Raw genomic sequence first — 15011 nt, 5'->3', positions numbered from 1 at the left:
TTTAATACCTCCTTCCCTTATTCATAGACTTTGATGTTTTGTCTTGAGTAACATGAATATTAAATAAGTACCTTATGCTTTCCCATTCAAATGTATGCACCATATTTTGAAACATTTCATAAGCTTCCTTTTTATACTCTACTAATGGATCATGATGTGCTATTGCTCTCAACCCAATTCCTTCTTTTAAAGTATCCATATCGTTAAGATGTTCAATCCAAAGCTTATCTATAATATACAATAAGACTAATCTTTGAATTTGATCCCACAAATCTTTACCAAACTCTTTTTTTCTCTCTTCAAATCTTTCAAGTATTTTTATTCTTAATTCTTCGAGTATCTCTTTTTCATCGTTCTTATTAATAATTTCTTTCCAATTTTTGGGTAGAAATCCGTAAAGATTTATAAATAATTTATCCCATAAATTTTTATCTTCATACATTAACCCATTAAAAAATCTCTCCATTACTCTATCTAAAATATTTCTTACAAGTTCATCTAGATTTTCATTTAATAAAATCTTTCTTCTTTCACTATAGACTATCTCTCTTTGTTTATTTAGTACATCATCATACTCTAGAAGTTGCTTTCTAATTTCAAAATTCATCTTTTCAACCTTTGCTTGACTATTCTCAATAATTCTTGTTAAAAGAGGAGATTCTATAGGCTGTCCATCTTCCATTCCTAATCTTGACATTAAATTTTTAATCTGTTCCCCTCCAAAAAGTCTTAAAAGATCATCTTCAAGGGATAGATAAAAACGAGAAGATCCAGGATCACCTTGTCTTCCTGCTCTTCCTCTTAACTGATTATCTATTCTTCTGCTTTCATGTCTCTCTGTACCAATAACATGTAGACCACCTAATTCTACAACTTTTTTCCTTTCTTCTTCACATATTTTTTTATATTCTTCAAGTTTCTTTAGATACTTTTCCCTATCCTTTTCGGGATCTACTTCTTGTTTTGCAAGCATCTCTGGATTTCCTCCAAGAAGTATATCTGTTCCTCTTCCTGCCATGTTTGTGGCAATAGTAACAGCTTTATATCTTCCTGCTTGAGCCACAATATATGCTTCCTTTTCATGATATTTAGCATTTAATACATTATGAGGGATACCCTTTTTCTTTAACATTTGACTCAATTTCTCTGATTTTTCTATAGATGTAGTACCAACAAGCACAGGTCTTCCAATTTTATACAATTCTTCTATCTCTTTAACCACAGCTTCAAATTTTTCTTTCTCAGTTTTATAGATTACATCGGGATAATTAGTTCTAATTAAAGGCTTATTTGGAGGAATAACTACGACCTCTAATCCATATATTTTTACAAATTCTTCCTCTTCTGTTGCTGCTGTTCCTGTCATTCCTGCAAGTTTTTTATACATTCTAAAATAGTTTTGAATCGATATAGTTGCCAAAGTAATATTTTCATCTTTGATTCTTACACCTTCCTTTGCTTCGATAGCCTGATGAAGACCATCACTATATCTTCTTCCAAACATTAATCTTCCTGTAAATTCGTCAACAATTATTACTTCTCCATCTTTAACAATATAATCCCTATCTTTATGAAATAAATTAAGAGCCTTTAAACACTGAAGAAGAGCATGAGCTAAATTCATATGTTCAAAATCATATAAATCTTTTATACCTAAAAATTTTTCAGCTTTTCTCAATCCTTCATCAGTTAAGGATACTGTTTTAGACTTTTCATCAACTAAATAGTCTTTATCTTTTTCAAGATATCTTGCGGCTCTTATTGCAAGTTTATAAATTTGACTATTACCCTGGGAAGGACCCGAGATTATTAATGGTGTTCTTGCCTCATCGATTAAAATACTGTCTACCTCATCTACGATGGCATAATTTAAAGTCCTTTGAACTATATGATCTGGAGAAAGGGCTATATTATCTCTTAGATAGTCAAATCCAAACTCATTATTTGTACCATAAGTAATATCTGCATTATAAGCCTTCTTTCTTTCTAAAATAGGTGTATCATGTTGAAGAAGTCCTACATTTAAACCTAAAAACTCATATATTGGTCCCATCCAGTATCTATCTCTCTTTGCTAGATAATCATTTACAGTTACTATATGAACTCCTTTACCTTCTAAGGCATTAAGATAAGCAGGCATAGTAGCAACTAAAGTTTTTCCTTCACCTGTTTGCATCTCTGCAATTTTTCCTTGATGAAGAACAATTCCTCCCATTAACTGAACATCAAAGGGACGCATTCCAACTTTTCTTTTTGCAGTCTCTCTTACTACTGCAAAAGCCTCTATCAATAGATCATCCAATGTTGCACCTCTCTCTAATTTGGTTTTAAATTCCTGAGTTTTTTTACTTAGCTCTTCATCAGAAAGTTTAGAAATTTCAGGTTCCAAAGCATTTATTCTTTTTACATAATCTTCTAATTTTTTTAGAGTTTTAGCATTGGAATCAAATAATTTTGAAAAAAATCCCATTATTCCTCCTCAGCAATTATCAGTCCGTAATTTCCGTCTTTTCTCTTATACAATAAAGACATTTTATTAGTCTCAGCATCTAAATATAGAAAAAAGTCATGGCCAAGCATTTCCATTTGCAAAATTGCTTCTTCAATATCCATGGGTTTAAGTCCAAATTTTTTCACTTTTACAACTTTAGGCTTAGATTCTTCCTCTGTAGCTAAAATTTCACGAATACTCGGTCCTCTTCTTCCCCTTTCAATTAACTTTTCCTTATATTTTTTTAATTGGCTTTCCAATTTATCAACTACTAAATCAATACATGCCCTAAAATTTTGATTTTCCTCTGATGCCTTAATTATAGTACCATTAACATCTAAAGTAACCTCAACTATATGACTTTTCCCAACATCTTTTCTATCTTCCTCTTTTAATACTACTTCAATATGAGAAATATGATCAAAAAATCTTGATAATTTTGATATCTTTTTTTCTACATAATCTTGCATTGTTTGAGAAAGGGATATATTCTTTCCTGTAATATTAATCTGCATAATTAAACCTCCTTATTAAATCAAAGTTTTACATATTACAAAGGAAAAAACTTTACTTGCCTTTCCCTTTTTAAGTTCCTTAGCACATTCTTTTAGTGTAGCCCCAGTAGTATAGACATCATCAACTAAAAGAATATTTCTTCCCTCAATATTTATCCCTGAATTCATTTTATATGCGTCCTTTACATTTTTAATTCTTTCTTTATATTCAAGAGATTTTTGTTCCAAAATAGGTTTTTTCTGAATTAATATATTAATAACTTTAATATTAAGTTCTCTTCCTAAAAATCTAGCTAAAATTTCTGCTTGATTAAATCCTCTTTTTAACTCTTTTCTTCTCTCCATGGGAACGTAAGTAATAAAATCTATATGCCAATCTCTTTTTTTAATTTTTTCTTTTCCTAAATAAGCAAAGGTTTTTGCTAAGTAAGGTTTATTTTCAAATTTGAATTTCTGAATTAAAATTTCCCATCTTTCTTTATAGTATCCTAATAATTCTAATCCATCTATTATCCTTTCTTCTTTTTTACAATTATAACAAATATTTTCTAAAGATGTAAGGGGAACTCCGCAGAATATACAGAAATTTCTTGCAAAATTTAATTTATTAATACACTTAGGACAAATATATCCTTCTAAATAAACCCCACAAAATACACATTTAGAAGGGAAAAATAATTCCAATAATATCTCTTTCAAAATATATAAATTACTCACCTTTAAATTCTTCAGGAATAGAGGAGGAAAGCTTAAAATAATATTTTAAAATCTCTACTATTCTTAAACTTGCTTTTCCATCACCATAAGGATTTATTGCCGAAGACATTTTTCTATAAGATTCTTCATTTTCAAGAAGTTCTGATAACTCCTTTACAATATTATCTTTATTTGTTCCTACTAATTTTACTGTTCCCGCTTTCACAGCTTCGGGTCTTTCTGTTACTTCTCTTAATACAAGAACAGGTTTTCCTAAGGAAGGAGCTTCCTCTTGAATCCCTCCTGAATCAGAAAGAATTATATAAGAATTTGCAATTAAATATACCATAGTTCTATAATCAACAGGAGAAGTAAGAATTGCTCTCTTACTATCACCTAAAATAGGTAAGAATGCTTTTCCTATAATAGGATTAGGATGCATTGGAAAAACTATATAAACATCAGGAAAATTTTCTAAAATTTCTTTTAAAGCTAAAGCTATATTTTTTAAAGGCTCCCCCCAATTTTCTCTTCTATGAGCTGTAACAAGAATCATTTTTCCATCTAGAAGATTTATATTCCTAGGTTTAAAATCTCCTAAATTTTTATAGGTATACAAAAAAGCATCTATTACTGTATTTCCTGTTATAAAAATATTTTCTTTAGGAACATTTTCTTTTAATAGATTTTCTTTTGCAGTTTTTGTAGGAGCAAAGTGTAAATCTGCTAAAATTCCTGTTAAACGTCTATTCATTTCTTCAGGATAAGGCTGATATTTATTATATGTTCTAAGGCCTGCCTCTACATGAGCTATAGGAATCTTTTTATAAAAGGCAGATAGACTTGCAGAAAAAGTTGTAGTTGTATCCCCATGAACTAATATCATATCTGGTTTATCTTTATTCCAAATCTTATCAAGTCCTTTTAATACTCTGATAGTTATATCTGTTAGAGATTGCCCTTCCTCCATAATATTTAAATCATAATCTGAAGTAAGCTTAAATAAATCCATCACTTGATCTAATAATTCTCTATGTTGAGCTGTTAGAATAATCTGAGTTTCAAAAAACTGGGAATTTTTAAGGGCATACGCTACAGGGGCCATTTTTATGGCTTCAGGTCTTGTTCCAAATACTAAAGAAATTTTAATCATTTCTTTTGAAAAACTCGATAATAACCCACTATTTTATATATTAGTCTTGAAACTAAATAATCAGGATATACTAATCCGGGGATAGGAGATAACTCAACTATATCTACACCTAAAACTTTCTTTTTCTCAAATACCTTTCTTAATAATTCCAAAACATCCCACCAATCTAAACCCCCAGGTTCAGGTGTTCCTACAGAAGGCATTATAGAAGGATCAAATACATCCAAATCCAAGGTTATATAAACTTTATCTTTTAGAGATGTAATTACTTCTTCTATCCAGTTATTATTTTTTTTTATTTCCCAATTCCAAAATATTTTTATATTATCTTTTCCATTTATGAATTCTTTCTCTTCTTTTGAAAGACTTCTTATCCCCACTTGAATCAATGGCAACTTTTCTGCTACCATTCTTAATGCACAAGCATGATGGTAGGAAGTACCTTCATACTCCTCTCTTAAATCGCAATGAGCATCTAAATGCAAAACACTTAGATCATCGGTAAAAAATTTTTCTATATATGCGGAGAGAATTCCTCGAGTTATTGTATGTTCTCCTCCTAAAAATATAGGGAATTTTTTTGAATCAATTATTTTACTAGCAATTTCCTTTATACACTCTAGAGGAAGTTTCAAATCTCCAATTGGAAGAAGAGGCTCAGGATAAGTATAAATCCCTATTTCTGCAGGGATCGTATCTAGTTCTTCATCATATAATTCTATATTATATGATGAATTAAGAATTGCTATGGGGCCGTCTCTTGTTCCTTTTTTATATGAAGTAGTAACTTCATAAGAAATAGGAATAATAATTACCTGAGCCTCTTCAAAAGAAATATTTGGTAAGCCAGCAAAAGAAGGAGTTGATTTAACTTGTTCCATATTTTCCTCTTTTTAATAGATGCGATGGAAATTCTTTACCTCTAACTAATACTTCCCATTCTATCTTTTCTGGTTTAAATTTTGTTTCCAATAATTTTTTAGCCTTTTCAATATCAAAGGCTTTGCAGGAAAAAATATCTATACTTGTATATTTTAATTCGGGCCAGGTATGAATGGTTATGTGGCTTTCCGCAATTAAGACGACTCCCGAGATTCCCCAGTCCATTGGTTCTTCATCTGGAAAATATTTCATTACGTATGGTGGCATAATTTTATGCATACCAATTTTTTCAGGAAGTTCATCTAAAATTTCATAGATATAGTCAATATCTTCTAATAATTCTTTGGGACATCCATAGAAATCTAAAACAACATGCGGTCCCAACATTTTTTCTTCTCTTTTAACTCCTTTCCTTAAAAAATTCAAAACTAAATATACATCAAACCCCTATCCCTGTCAATAATTTTTGCTTACAAAGGGGATAGAAGTTTTCCTCTAAGAGAATTAACTTTTTTCTTAAAGGTTATTTGTTTATTTAGATAAGCTCAACCCCGATATCTCTTCTGTAATATTTATTTTCAAAATGTATACTCTCTATTGCAGTATATACCCTTTCTCGAATCTCTTTGAAGTCTTCTCCCCATGCTGTAACAGAAAGAACTCTTCCAGAAGAGGTTACTATTTTTCCGTTCTTTTTAATTGTCCCTGCATGGAATATATACAAATCTTTAAAATCTATGTTCTTAAAATCTATTTCTTTTCCAATCTCATAATTACCAGGATATCCCTTAGACGCTAATACGACACATAATGCTTTTTTATCTAAAGACCAAGGAAAACTAGTATTATAAAGAATATCAGTAAAATTAAAATCTAAAAGAGGTAAAATTACTTGTGCCTCAGGATCACCTAAACGAACATTAAATTCCAAAACATACGGATCATTTTTAACCAAGATTAGACCTGCATATAAAAAGCCTTGGTAATTTATTTTTCTTTTGTCTAATTCATCCAATAAAGGATAAAAAATATTTTTTTCACATTTCTTTAATATTTCCTCATTAATCCACGGAATAGGAGAAAAAGCCCCCATTCCTCCTGTATTTTCTCCTGTATTTCCCTCCCCTACTCTTTTATAGTCTTGAGCAGGCGGTAAAAAATAAAAATTCCCATTTTTAATTATTGCTATTAATGAAAACTCCTTTCCTTCAAGATATTCTTCAATAACTACTTTTTCTCCTGCAGTTCCAAAAATCTTATCAATCATATATTCACTCAGAATTCTAATAGCGGATTCATAAGATTCCGCAATTTTAACCCCTTTTCCTCCACAAAGTCCATCAGCTTTAATTACCAAAGGATATGAAGCCTTTTTGATAAATTGTTCCGCAGAAGAAAAGGAATCAAATATTTTAAATTCTGCTGTGGGAATTTTAGATTCTTTCATAATTTCTTTAGCAAAAGCCTTACTATATTCTAACTTAGCTCCTTCTTTATTAGGACCCCAAATTTTCAAACCCTTATCTTCAAAAGCATCTACAATACCAAGAGAAAGAGGCAATTCTGGTCCTACCACAGTCCAATCAACTTTGTACTCTAAAGCAATATCTACTATTTTTTGGACATTATCTACTCTCTCTTCAATACATTTTGCAATTTGAGAAATTCCTGCATTTCCTGGAAGAGCATAAATTTCACTAACGTTTTTATCTTGTTTTAATTTCCAAACTATAGCATGTTCCCGTGCTCCATTACCTACCACAAGAACCTTCATGTTTTTCATCCTCCTTTTTTCTAATAAAAATCACTCTTCTTCCTTCTAATTTATATTCTTCAGTAAGTAATTTCCTAATAACTTCTACTAAAAGTTTATGTTCTTTTTTTAATATTCTTTCCGCTAAAGATTCAGGAGTATCATAGTCATAGACAGGAACAACTTTTTGGCCAATAATTGGCCCTGTGTCTATTCCTTCATCTACAAAATGAACTGTACATCCTGAAAATTTCACCCCATATTCCAATGCTTGCTTTTGAGCATTAAGACCAGGAAAGGATGGGAGAAGAGAAGGATGAATATTTATTATCTTCATAGGAAAAGCAGAAAGAAGAACTTTACCTACAATTCTCATATATCCTGCGAGAACAACAAGATCTACTCTATAAGATATAAGAATTTCCTTAATTTTCTCTTCATATTCTCTTTTGGTTTTATATTCTTCTCTTTGGACTACATAGACTGGAATTTGGGCTTTTTTTGCACGAGTTATAGCATAAGCATTAGGATTATCACTAATAACTACTACTACTTCTGCCGGATATTCTTTCTTCTTTCCTGCATTTATTAAAGCTTGAAGATTAGTACCTCTTCCTGATACAAGAACTCCTAATCTTTTTTTCAAATAATTTTAATTCCCTCCCATTTTTCAACTTTGCCAATTAAAAAAGCATTCTCTCCTTGATTTTTTAAAGATTTTATAATTTCCTTTTCATCTTTTACAACTAAAATAAGTCCAATTCCCATATTAAAAACTTTAAAGGCTTCTTTCTTAGATAAATTTCCTTTTTTAATAATCCATAAAAAAATCTCCGGTATTTCCCAAGAAGAACTATCAATCAATGCGCCATATCCTTTTGGAAGAATTCTTGGGAGATTTCCTGGTATTCCCCCTCCTGTTATGTGAGCTATTCCTTTAATAGAATTTTTGAATATTTTTAATAAAGGAAGAATAATTGGAGAATAAAGTTTTGTTGGTTTTAAAACTTCTTCCTCTATAGTTATTTCTCCTATCTTATTTTTCCATGACAATTTTTTCTTTTTCATAATATATCTTAAAAGAGAAAATCCATTACTATGTAACCCTGAAGAAGAGATTCCAATCAATTTGCAATCTTCATTTATATCATTTAACTTAGGCAATAAATCCTCTTCTTCCACAATTCCTATCGCAAAACCAGCAAGATCTAAGTCCTTTCCTTTGTATATTCCTGGTAATTCCGCTGTTTCTCCTCCTACAAAACTACACTCCACTGCCTTACATGCCTTTGAAATACTTATTAAAATATTTTGATAAACTTCCTCGTCAATTCTTCCAGTAGCAAAATAATCTAAAAAGGCGATAGGTTTTGCTCCACATGTTAAAAGATCATTTATATTCATGGCTACTAAATCTTGACCTATGGTATCATATCTTTTCTTTCTAAGAGCAAGCTTTAATTTAGTTCCAACCCCATCTGTAGTTAGAAGAATGAGTGGATTTTTATAATTCTTCCAATCAATTCTTAACACTGAAGAAAAGCCATTCCAAAAGGGAATAACATTTGAAGTATAAGTAGACTCAAAGTAGGGCTTTAAACAGGAAAGGCTCTTTTCAACTTTGCTTATATGCACACCAGCTAAACTGTATGTAACTCTTTTAGGCATATTTTCCTTTTCACCACTTTCCTTCCAAAACATTCTCCACAATATCCTTTATCAGGTAAAATACTTACTAATCCTTCAAGACTTAAAAAAGCTACAGAATCAAAGCCTAAAAGTCTTGCTATCTCTTCTGGAGTATAGTAATGACTTACTAATTCCTTTGAACTAGGAATGTCTACCCCATAATGACATGGAGAAACTATAGGAGGAGATGAAAGTCTGAGATGAACTTCTAAAGCTCCCTCTCTTCTAAACATTTCTGCTAATCTTTTCGCAGTAGTACCTCTAACCAAGGAATCATCAACTAATATTATCCTTTTATTTTTAATAATATCTCCTATTAAGAGAATTTTCATCCTTACTGCTTCTTCCCTTTCTTTTTGCTTGGGCTGAATAAAAGTTCTTCCTATATAGTGACTTCTTACTAAAGCCATTTCTAAAGGTATCTTGCTATATTCACTAAATCCGATAGCTGCAGGTATTCCTGAGTCAGGAACAGGAATAACTAAATCTGCAGGAACATAAGATTCTCTTGCTAAAACTCTTCCCATATTTCTTCTATAATTATAGACTGTTTTATTATTATACAAACTATCAGGTCGTGAGAAATATATAAATTCAAATAGACAAAATCTTGATTCTTTCTTTTTATAAACTTTTTCTATAATATTTCCTTCTAAATCTACAAAAAACATCTCTCCTCTATCTAATTCTTTTATCTCTATCACTTGAAGGTGTTTAAAGGCACAAGTTTCTGATGCAAATATTATTGCTCCATCCCTAAGTTTTGCCATAAAAAGAGGTCTAAAACCATAGGGATCTTTTATAGCCCAGACTCCTTTACTAGTTCCTATTATCAAAGAATAACTTCCGTTTATTTTGTCTAAAGCATCTCTAAGTTTTTCCTCTAAAGTAATTTTAGAAGAACGAGCAAGAAGATGAATAATTACTTCGGTATCAGAAGTACTTTGGAAAATAGCTCCTTCTTCTTCAAGTTTTTTTCTTAAAGAATTAGCATTAGAAATATGACCATTATGGGCTAAAGCTAGAAAACCAAATTTAGGAAAATTTACGATTAAAGGTTGAATATTATTAGGATTATTCTTACCAGAAGTGGAATATCTTACATGTCCTATGGCAATTCTTCCTTTTAATTTTTTAATTATCTCTTCATTAAAAACATTATTTACTAAACCAAAGTCTTTATGATACATCAGTTCTGAACCTTTAAAACTTACAATTCCTACGCTTTCTTGTCCTCGATGTTGTAAATTAAATAAACCCTGATAAACTAAAAAACTAGCATAATCACTTTTATTTGGAGCTATAACCCCTACAATACCACACTCTTCTTTAAATCTATCTCTCATTATTATTTCCCTCTTTCTAATATTTTTTTAAGGGGATAATCAATATAAGGCTCAATCTTAAAAATATCTTTTACTACTCTTCCTAATAAATAAGTTTTTAATCCATATTTTTCTGTTTCTTTAGTAAAATAATCTTTATTTTCTCTAGAAACTTCAACAATTATTAAACCTGACCCTTCTCCAAAAAGAAGTCTTTCATAATCCTCAACTTTTGGAAGTTTAATATCTATTCCTTTCTCTCCCCAAAAACTCATTTCTAAAAGAGTATTTAGAAGCCCACCTTCACTCACATCGTGGGCAGAAAGAATTATTCTCTCTTTTCTAATTTCTTCCATAAAATTTTTTAATCTCTTTTCCCAGGTAAGATCCACATATGGGGGACTTCCTGCGGTAATATTATAAGAGTATTTAACATATTCACTTCCCTCTAAAGATAACCAGTCTAAGTCTCCTAAAAGATAAATCAAATTTCCTTCCTCTTTGAAATCAGGAGTAATTAAATAGCTGATATCTTCTAATATTCCTACCATTCCAATTATTGGGGTAGGAAATACTTTATTTTCTCCTTGACCATTATAAAAACTTACATTACCACTAACTATAGGAATCTCTAAAACCCTTGATGAAAGATTAATTCCAGAAACTACTGCTCTAAATTGATAGAAAACTTCAGGATCATCAGGATCTCCAAAGTTAAGACCATCCGTTATTGCCAATGGCCTTCCTCCAACACAAAGTATATTTCTACAAGCCTCCGAGACTGCATACATAGCTCCCATTTTAGGATCTAGATAGCAGTATCTTCCATTTCCATCTATAGTTAGTGCTATCGCTATTCTTGTGTTTTTAATCCTTAATACAGCAGAATCTCCTTTTCCAGGAGGAAGCACAGTATTTGTCTGGACAGAATAATCATATTGATGATAAATATATTCTTTAATTTTAATATCTTGTATCAATTTATCAATAAATTTTTCAATCTTTTCATTATTTTTAGGTAAAATTGGCATGTAAGTTTTTTCTGGGATTTTATATATAGGATCAAACTCTAAAGAATCTTTTGTCAACAAACTTATAGGTAGATCTACAATCTTTTCACCTTTAAAATAAGCAATAAATTTTTCTTCTTCTATTACCTCTCCAATAACTTCTGCCTCTAAATCCCATTTTTGAAAAACCTTTTTAATTTTTTCAATCTCTTCTGGCTTAACAACAAGAATCATTCTTTCTTGAGATTCAGATATTAAAATCTCCTCAGGAGTCATATTTCTTTCTCTTTGAGGGACTTTATCCAAATAAACCACTACCCCTGATTTTCCTCTACTTGCAGATTCTGATAAAGCACTAACAAGTCCTGCAGCACCTAAATCTTGGATTCCAATAACTCCATCTAAAGATCCAGCCTCTAAACATGCTTCAATAAGAAGTTTTTCCATAAAAGGATCCCCAACTTGGACTGATGGCCTTTGAGAATGTATATCTTCTTCTAATTTTTCTGATGCAAAACTTGCTCCATGAATTCCATCTCTACCTGTTCTTGCTCCTACTAATAATATTAAATTCCCTTTACCTTCTGCTTTCCCCTTATATATTTTTCCTTCTGGAGGAATTATTCCTACACACATAACATTTACTAAAGGATTAGAGCTATAACATTCTTCAAAGAAAATTTCTCCACCCACTACAGGAACTCCAATACAATTACCGTAGAAACTTATTCCAGATATAACTCCATTAAATAGATATCTATTTCTTAAATTATCCTGAGGTCCAAATCTTAAAGAATCTAATAGTGCGATGGGTCTTGCTCCTAAAGCCAAGATATCTCTTACAATCCCACCTACTCCTGTTGCTGCACCTTGAAAAGGTTCTACCGCCGAAGGATGATTATGACTTTCTACTTTAAAGACTAGTTTGTAACCATCTCCTAACTCTATTACTCCTGCATTCTCTCCTGGACCTTGAGCTACCCAATTAGCTTTTGTTAAAAAATTTCTTAAATACTTTCTTGAATGTTTATAACTACAATGTTCCGACCAAATGACAGAAATCACGGACCATTCAATATCATTAGGTTCTCTTCCTAATAATTTTCTCGCATGTCGAATTTCTTCATCTTTTAATCCATGAATTCCCATGTAATTACCCCCTAATCTAAAAGGGATAAAAATAACCTTAAACCCGAATCACTACCCAATAATTTTTCTACAGCTCTTTCAGGATGAGGCATTAAGCCCATAACATTTCTTTTTTTATTTACAATTCCAGCAATATTATTTACTGAACCATTAGGATTAAATTTTAAATCTGACTCTCCTTTCGGTCCCACATATCTTAACACTACTTGTCCTTCCCTTTCTAAAGCTAAAAGATCTCTTTCAGGGATGTAGTATCTTCCTTCTTTATGAGCGATAGGCATCTTTAATATTTCGCCTACTTGATATTTTCTTAAAAAGGGAGAATCATTATTTTCTACTTTTAAATAAACAGGTTTACATATAAAAGTATTAGTATCATTAGGAAGCATGGCACCTGGTAGAAGCCCCATTTCCAGTAATATCTGAAAACCATTACATATTCCCAAAACTAAACCACCTTTTTCTGCAAATTCAAAGATTCTATCAATTAATGGAGAAAATCTTGCGATAGCTCCGGCTCTTAAGTAATCACCGTAAGAAAATCCACCAGGAAGAATTACCGCGGAAACATCTTTAAGGTCTTTTTCTTTATGCCATAGAAAAACAGGGTTCAATCCAGCTAGCTTCAAAGCCCAGAAGGTATCATAATCACAATTTGTTCCTGGAAAAACTACAATACCTACTCGCATATCTTTTCTACCTTGATCTCAAAATTCTCTGTTACAGGATTTGCTAAAAAAATTTCGCTCATTCTTTTTACTTTATCTCTAACTTCTTCTTCAGTTTCCCCTTCCATCTTAAGTTTCAAAATTTTTCCCATACGAACCTCCTCTACTTCCTCAAAACCCAGAGAGTGAAGTGCAGAATTAATAGTATTACCTTGAGGATCTAGGATTCCTTCTTTTAAAAATATTTCTAATTTAACCCACCATTTCCCCAAGATTTTCTTCCTCCAATCTTTTGGTATTCCAAACTCTATTATAAATTATGTCTATATTCTTTAAAAAAATATCTAAAGAGAAACATTTTTCTATTTCTTCCTTAGATAATTTATTTATTATTCTCTCATCTTTTAATACTACCTCTTTAAAAGAAATATTATCATTCATTGATCTAAAGGAATCTTCTTGAATCCAAGAATATGCAATGTCTCTTGGAATCCCTTTTTCTGTTAAGGCAATTAAAAGATTTTGTGAATAAAACACTCCTTGGTTCATTTCTAAATTTTTCCATATTTTTTCTTTATTAATCTTTAGATCCTTTATAATATTAATCATAAGATTTAAAAGATAATCTAATAAAGAAGTAGCATCAGGGAAAATAACTCTTTCCGCAGAAGAATGACTTATATCTCTTTCATGCCAGAGGGGAATATTTTCTAAGGCAGTTATTAAATACCCTCTTATTACTCTTGCCAAACCACATATTCTTTCAGATAATATAGGATTCCTCTTATGAGGCATAGCAGAAGATCCTTTTTGTTTTTCTCTGAAAGGTTCTTCTAATTCACCTACTTCAGTTCTCTGCAAATGTCTTATTTCTTGAGCAATTCTTTCTAGAGTAGTAGCAAGCATTGCTAAACTATACATAACTTCTGCATGTCTATCTCTAGGAATAACTTGGGTTGCTACTGGTTCGGGTTTAAGTCCTAAAATTTCACAAGCTTTTACCTCAACTTTTGGTTCTATATGAGCTAAAGTTCCTACAACTCCTGAAAATTTACCAAATCTTATATTTTCTCTTGCTCTTTTAAGTCTTTCTAAATCTCTTTCTAATTCTGACCACCAACCTAAAAATTTAAAACCCAAAGTTATAGGTTCAGCATGCATCCCATGAGTTCTTCCAATCATGGGAAGATCTTTATATTCTAATGCTTTCTCTTTTAGAATATCTAAAAGAATTAGAATATCTTGTTCAATATAACTTAAGGAAGAGAGAATTTGTAAGGAAAAAGCTGTATCCATAATATCTGAGGAAGTTAGACCCTGATGGATATATTCAGAGCCTTTCCCTACATATTGAGAAACATTACTCAAAAAGGCTATTACTTCATGATTTGTTTCTTTTTCTATTTCTCTTATTTCTTCGACAGAAAATTTTGCTTTTTTTTCTATGTCTTCTACTATTTCTGTAGGAATCTCTCCATAAAAAGCACGCGCCTTCAAAAAGGCTAACTCTACTTTAAGCCAAAGACTATATCTATTCTCATCAGACCAAATTTCTTTTAATTCCTTTCTGCAATATCTATCTAGCATTCTTTCACCCCATTATAAATTTTAAAACCCAGGAAGGTAGGACTCATACGAGGGAACCTACCCGCCTGGGTTTTTATCCCTTCGGTGTAGCAA

At 31.2% G+C, this 15011-nt stretch carries 14 protein-coding genes; all 14 read right to left on the bottom strand.

The window, feature by feature from the left end:
* Position 1: 1 nt before the first annotated feature.
* A complete protein-coding gene (gene secA / locus NZ841_07010) occupies positions 2-2470 on the bottom strand; it encodes a preprotein translocase subunit SecA (protein MCS7202507.1) in 2469 nt (822 codons plus the stop codon).
* Positions 2470-3006, bottom strand: coding sequence for a ribosome-associated translation inhibitor RaiA (gene raiA, locus NZ841_07005; GenBank protein MCS7202506.1), 537 nt, complete (start codon positions 3004-3006; stop codon positions 2470-2472). Before raiA ends, secA begins: the two co-directional genes overlap by 1 nt.
* 15 nt (positions 3007-3021) lie before the next feature.
* Complete coding sequence (locus NZ841_07000) at positions 3022-3723, bottom strand: ComF family protein (GenBank protein MCS7202505.1); 702 nt, start codon at positions 3721-3723, stop codon at positions 3022-3024.
* Positions 3716-4855 (bottom strand): UDP-N-acetylglucosamine 2-epimerase (non-hydrolyzing), encoded by a 1140-nt coding sequence (wecB, locus tag NZ841_06995; protein MCS7202504.1) that lies wholly within the window; start codon positions 4853-4855, stop codon positions 3716-3718. The genes NZ841_07000 and wecB overlap by 8 nt, the downstream gene beginning before the upstream one ends.
* On the bottom strand, positions 4852-5736 hold the full coding sequence (speB, locus tag NZ841_06990; protein ID MCS7202503.1) for an agmatinase: 885 nt from the start codon (positions 5734-5736) through the stop codon (positions 4852-4854). Before speB ends, wecB begins: the two co-directional genes overlap by 4 nt.
* Positions 5723-6163, bottom strand: a complete 441-nt coding sequence (speD, locus tag NZ841_06985) for an adenosylmethionine decarboxylase (GenBank protein MCS7202502.1) — start codon at positions 6161-6163, stop codon at positions 5723-5725. Before speD ends, speB begins: the two co-directional genes overlap by 14 nt.
* 109 nt (positions 6164-6272) lie before the next feature.
* Entirely contained in the window at positions 6273-7520 is a 1248-nt protein-coding gene (purD, locus tag NZ841_06980) for a phosphoribosylamine--glycine ligase (protein ID MCS7202501.1), read from the bottom strand.
* Positions 7489-8136: a phosphoribosylglycinamide formyltransferase gene (gene purN, locus NZ841_06975; GenBank protein MCS7202500.1), complete on the bottom strand. Its 648-nt coding sequence runs from the start codon at positions 8134-8136 to the stop codon at positions 7489-7491. Before purN ends, purD begins: the two co-directional genes overlap by 32 nt.
* Positions 8133-9191: a phosphoribosylformylglycinamidine cyclo-ligase gene (gene purM, locus NZ841_06970; GenBank protein ID MCS7202499.1), complete on the bottom strand. Its 1059-nt coding sequence runs from the start codon at positions 9189-9191 to the stop codon at positions 8133-8135. Before purM ends, purN begins: the two co-directional genes overlap by 4 nt.
* Complete coding sequence (gene purF, locus NZ841_06965) at positions 9131-10525, bottom strand: amidophosphoribosyltransferase (GenBank protein ID MCS7202498.1); 1395 nt, start codon at positions 10523-10525, stop codon at positions 9131-9133. Before purF ends, purM begins: the two co-directional genes overlap by 61 nt.
* Before the next feature lie 2 nt (positions 10526-10527).
* Positions 10528-12663: a phosphoribosylformylglycinamidine synthase subunit PurL gene (purL, locus tag NZ841_06960; protein ID MCS7202497.1), complete on the bottom strand. Its 2136-nt coding sequence runs from the start codon at positions 12661-12663 to the stop codon at positions 10528-10530.
* 11 nt (positions 12664-12674) lie between these two features.
* Positions 12675-13352 carry a phosphoribosylformylglycinamidine synthase I gene (gene purQ / locus NZ841_06955; protein ID MCS7202496.1) on the bottom strand — a complete coding sequence of 226 codons (678 nt, stop codon included), beginning with the start codon at positions 13350-13352 and terminating at the stop codon, positions 12675-12677.
* The gene (gene purS / locus NZ841_06950) at positions 13343-13603 is read right to left on the bottom strand and encodes a phosphoribosylformylglycinamidine synthase subunit PurS (protein MCS7202495.1); all 261 of its coding nucleotides are present in this window, start codon (positions 13601-13603) and stop codon (positions 13343-13345) included. Before purS ends, purQ begins: the two co-directional genes overlap by 10 nt.
* Positions 13584-14918: an adenylosuccinate lyase gene (purB, locus tag NZ841_06945; protein MCS7202494.1), complete on the bottom strand. Its 1335-nt coding sequence runs from the start codon at positions 14916-14918 to the stop codon at positions 13584-13586. Before purB ends, purS begins: the two co-directional genes overlap by 20 nt.
* Positions 14919-15011: the final 93 nt, after the last annotated feature.

It is taken from the genome of Dictyoglomus sp. (genome assembly GCA_025060475.1).
GTDB lineage: Bacteria > Dictyoglomota > Dictyoglomia > Dictyoglomales > Dictyoglomaceae > NZ13-RE01.
This window is presented reverse-complemented; position numbering and strand designations above follow the sequence as displayed.

What these genes read in the sequence shown, in the direction of transcription:
- purL (MCS7202497.1), bottom strand. Translation starts at nt 12,663, where the DNA reads ATGGGAATTCATGGATTAAAAGATGAAGAAATTCGACATGCGAGAAAA.
- wecB (MCS7202504.1), bottom strand. Translation starts at nt 4,855, where the DNA reads ATGATTAAAATTTCTTTAGTATTTGGAACAAGACCTGAAGCCATAAAA.
- raiA (MCS7202506.1), bottom strand. Translation starts at nt 3,006, where the DNA reads ATGCAGATTAATATTACAGGAAAGAATATATCCCTTTCTCAAACAATG.
- purM (MCS7202499.1), bottom strand. Translation starts at nt 9,191, where the DNA reads ATGTTTTGGAAGGAAAGTGGTGAAAAGGAAAATATGCCTAAAAGAGTT.
- purB (MCS7202494.1), bottom strand. Translation starts at nt 14,918, where the DNA reads ATGCTAGATAGATATTGCAGAAAGGAATTAAAAGAAATTTGGTCTGAT.
- purD (MCS7202501.1), bottom strand. Translation starts at nt 7,520, where the DNA reads ATGAAAAACATGAAGGTTCTTGTGGTAGGTAATGGAGCACGGGAACAT.
- purF (MCS7202498.1), bottom strand. Translation starts at nt 10,525, where the DNA reads ATGAGAGATAGATTTAAAGAAGAGTGTGGTATTGTAGGGGTTATAGCT.
- secA (MCS7202507.1), bottom strand. Translation starts at nt 2,470, where the DNA reads ATGGGATTTTTTTCAAAATTATTTGATTCCAATGCTAAAACTCTAAAA.
- purQ (MCS7202496.1), bottom strand. Translation starts at nt 13,352, where the DNA reads ATGCGAGTAGGTATTGTAGTTTTTCCAGGAACAAATTGTGATTATGAT.
- speB (MCS7202503.1), bottom strand. Translation starts at nt 5,736, where the DNA reads ATGGAACAAGTTAAATCAACTCCTTCTTTTGCTGGCTTACCAAATATT.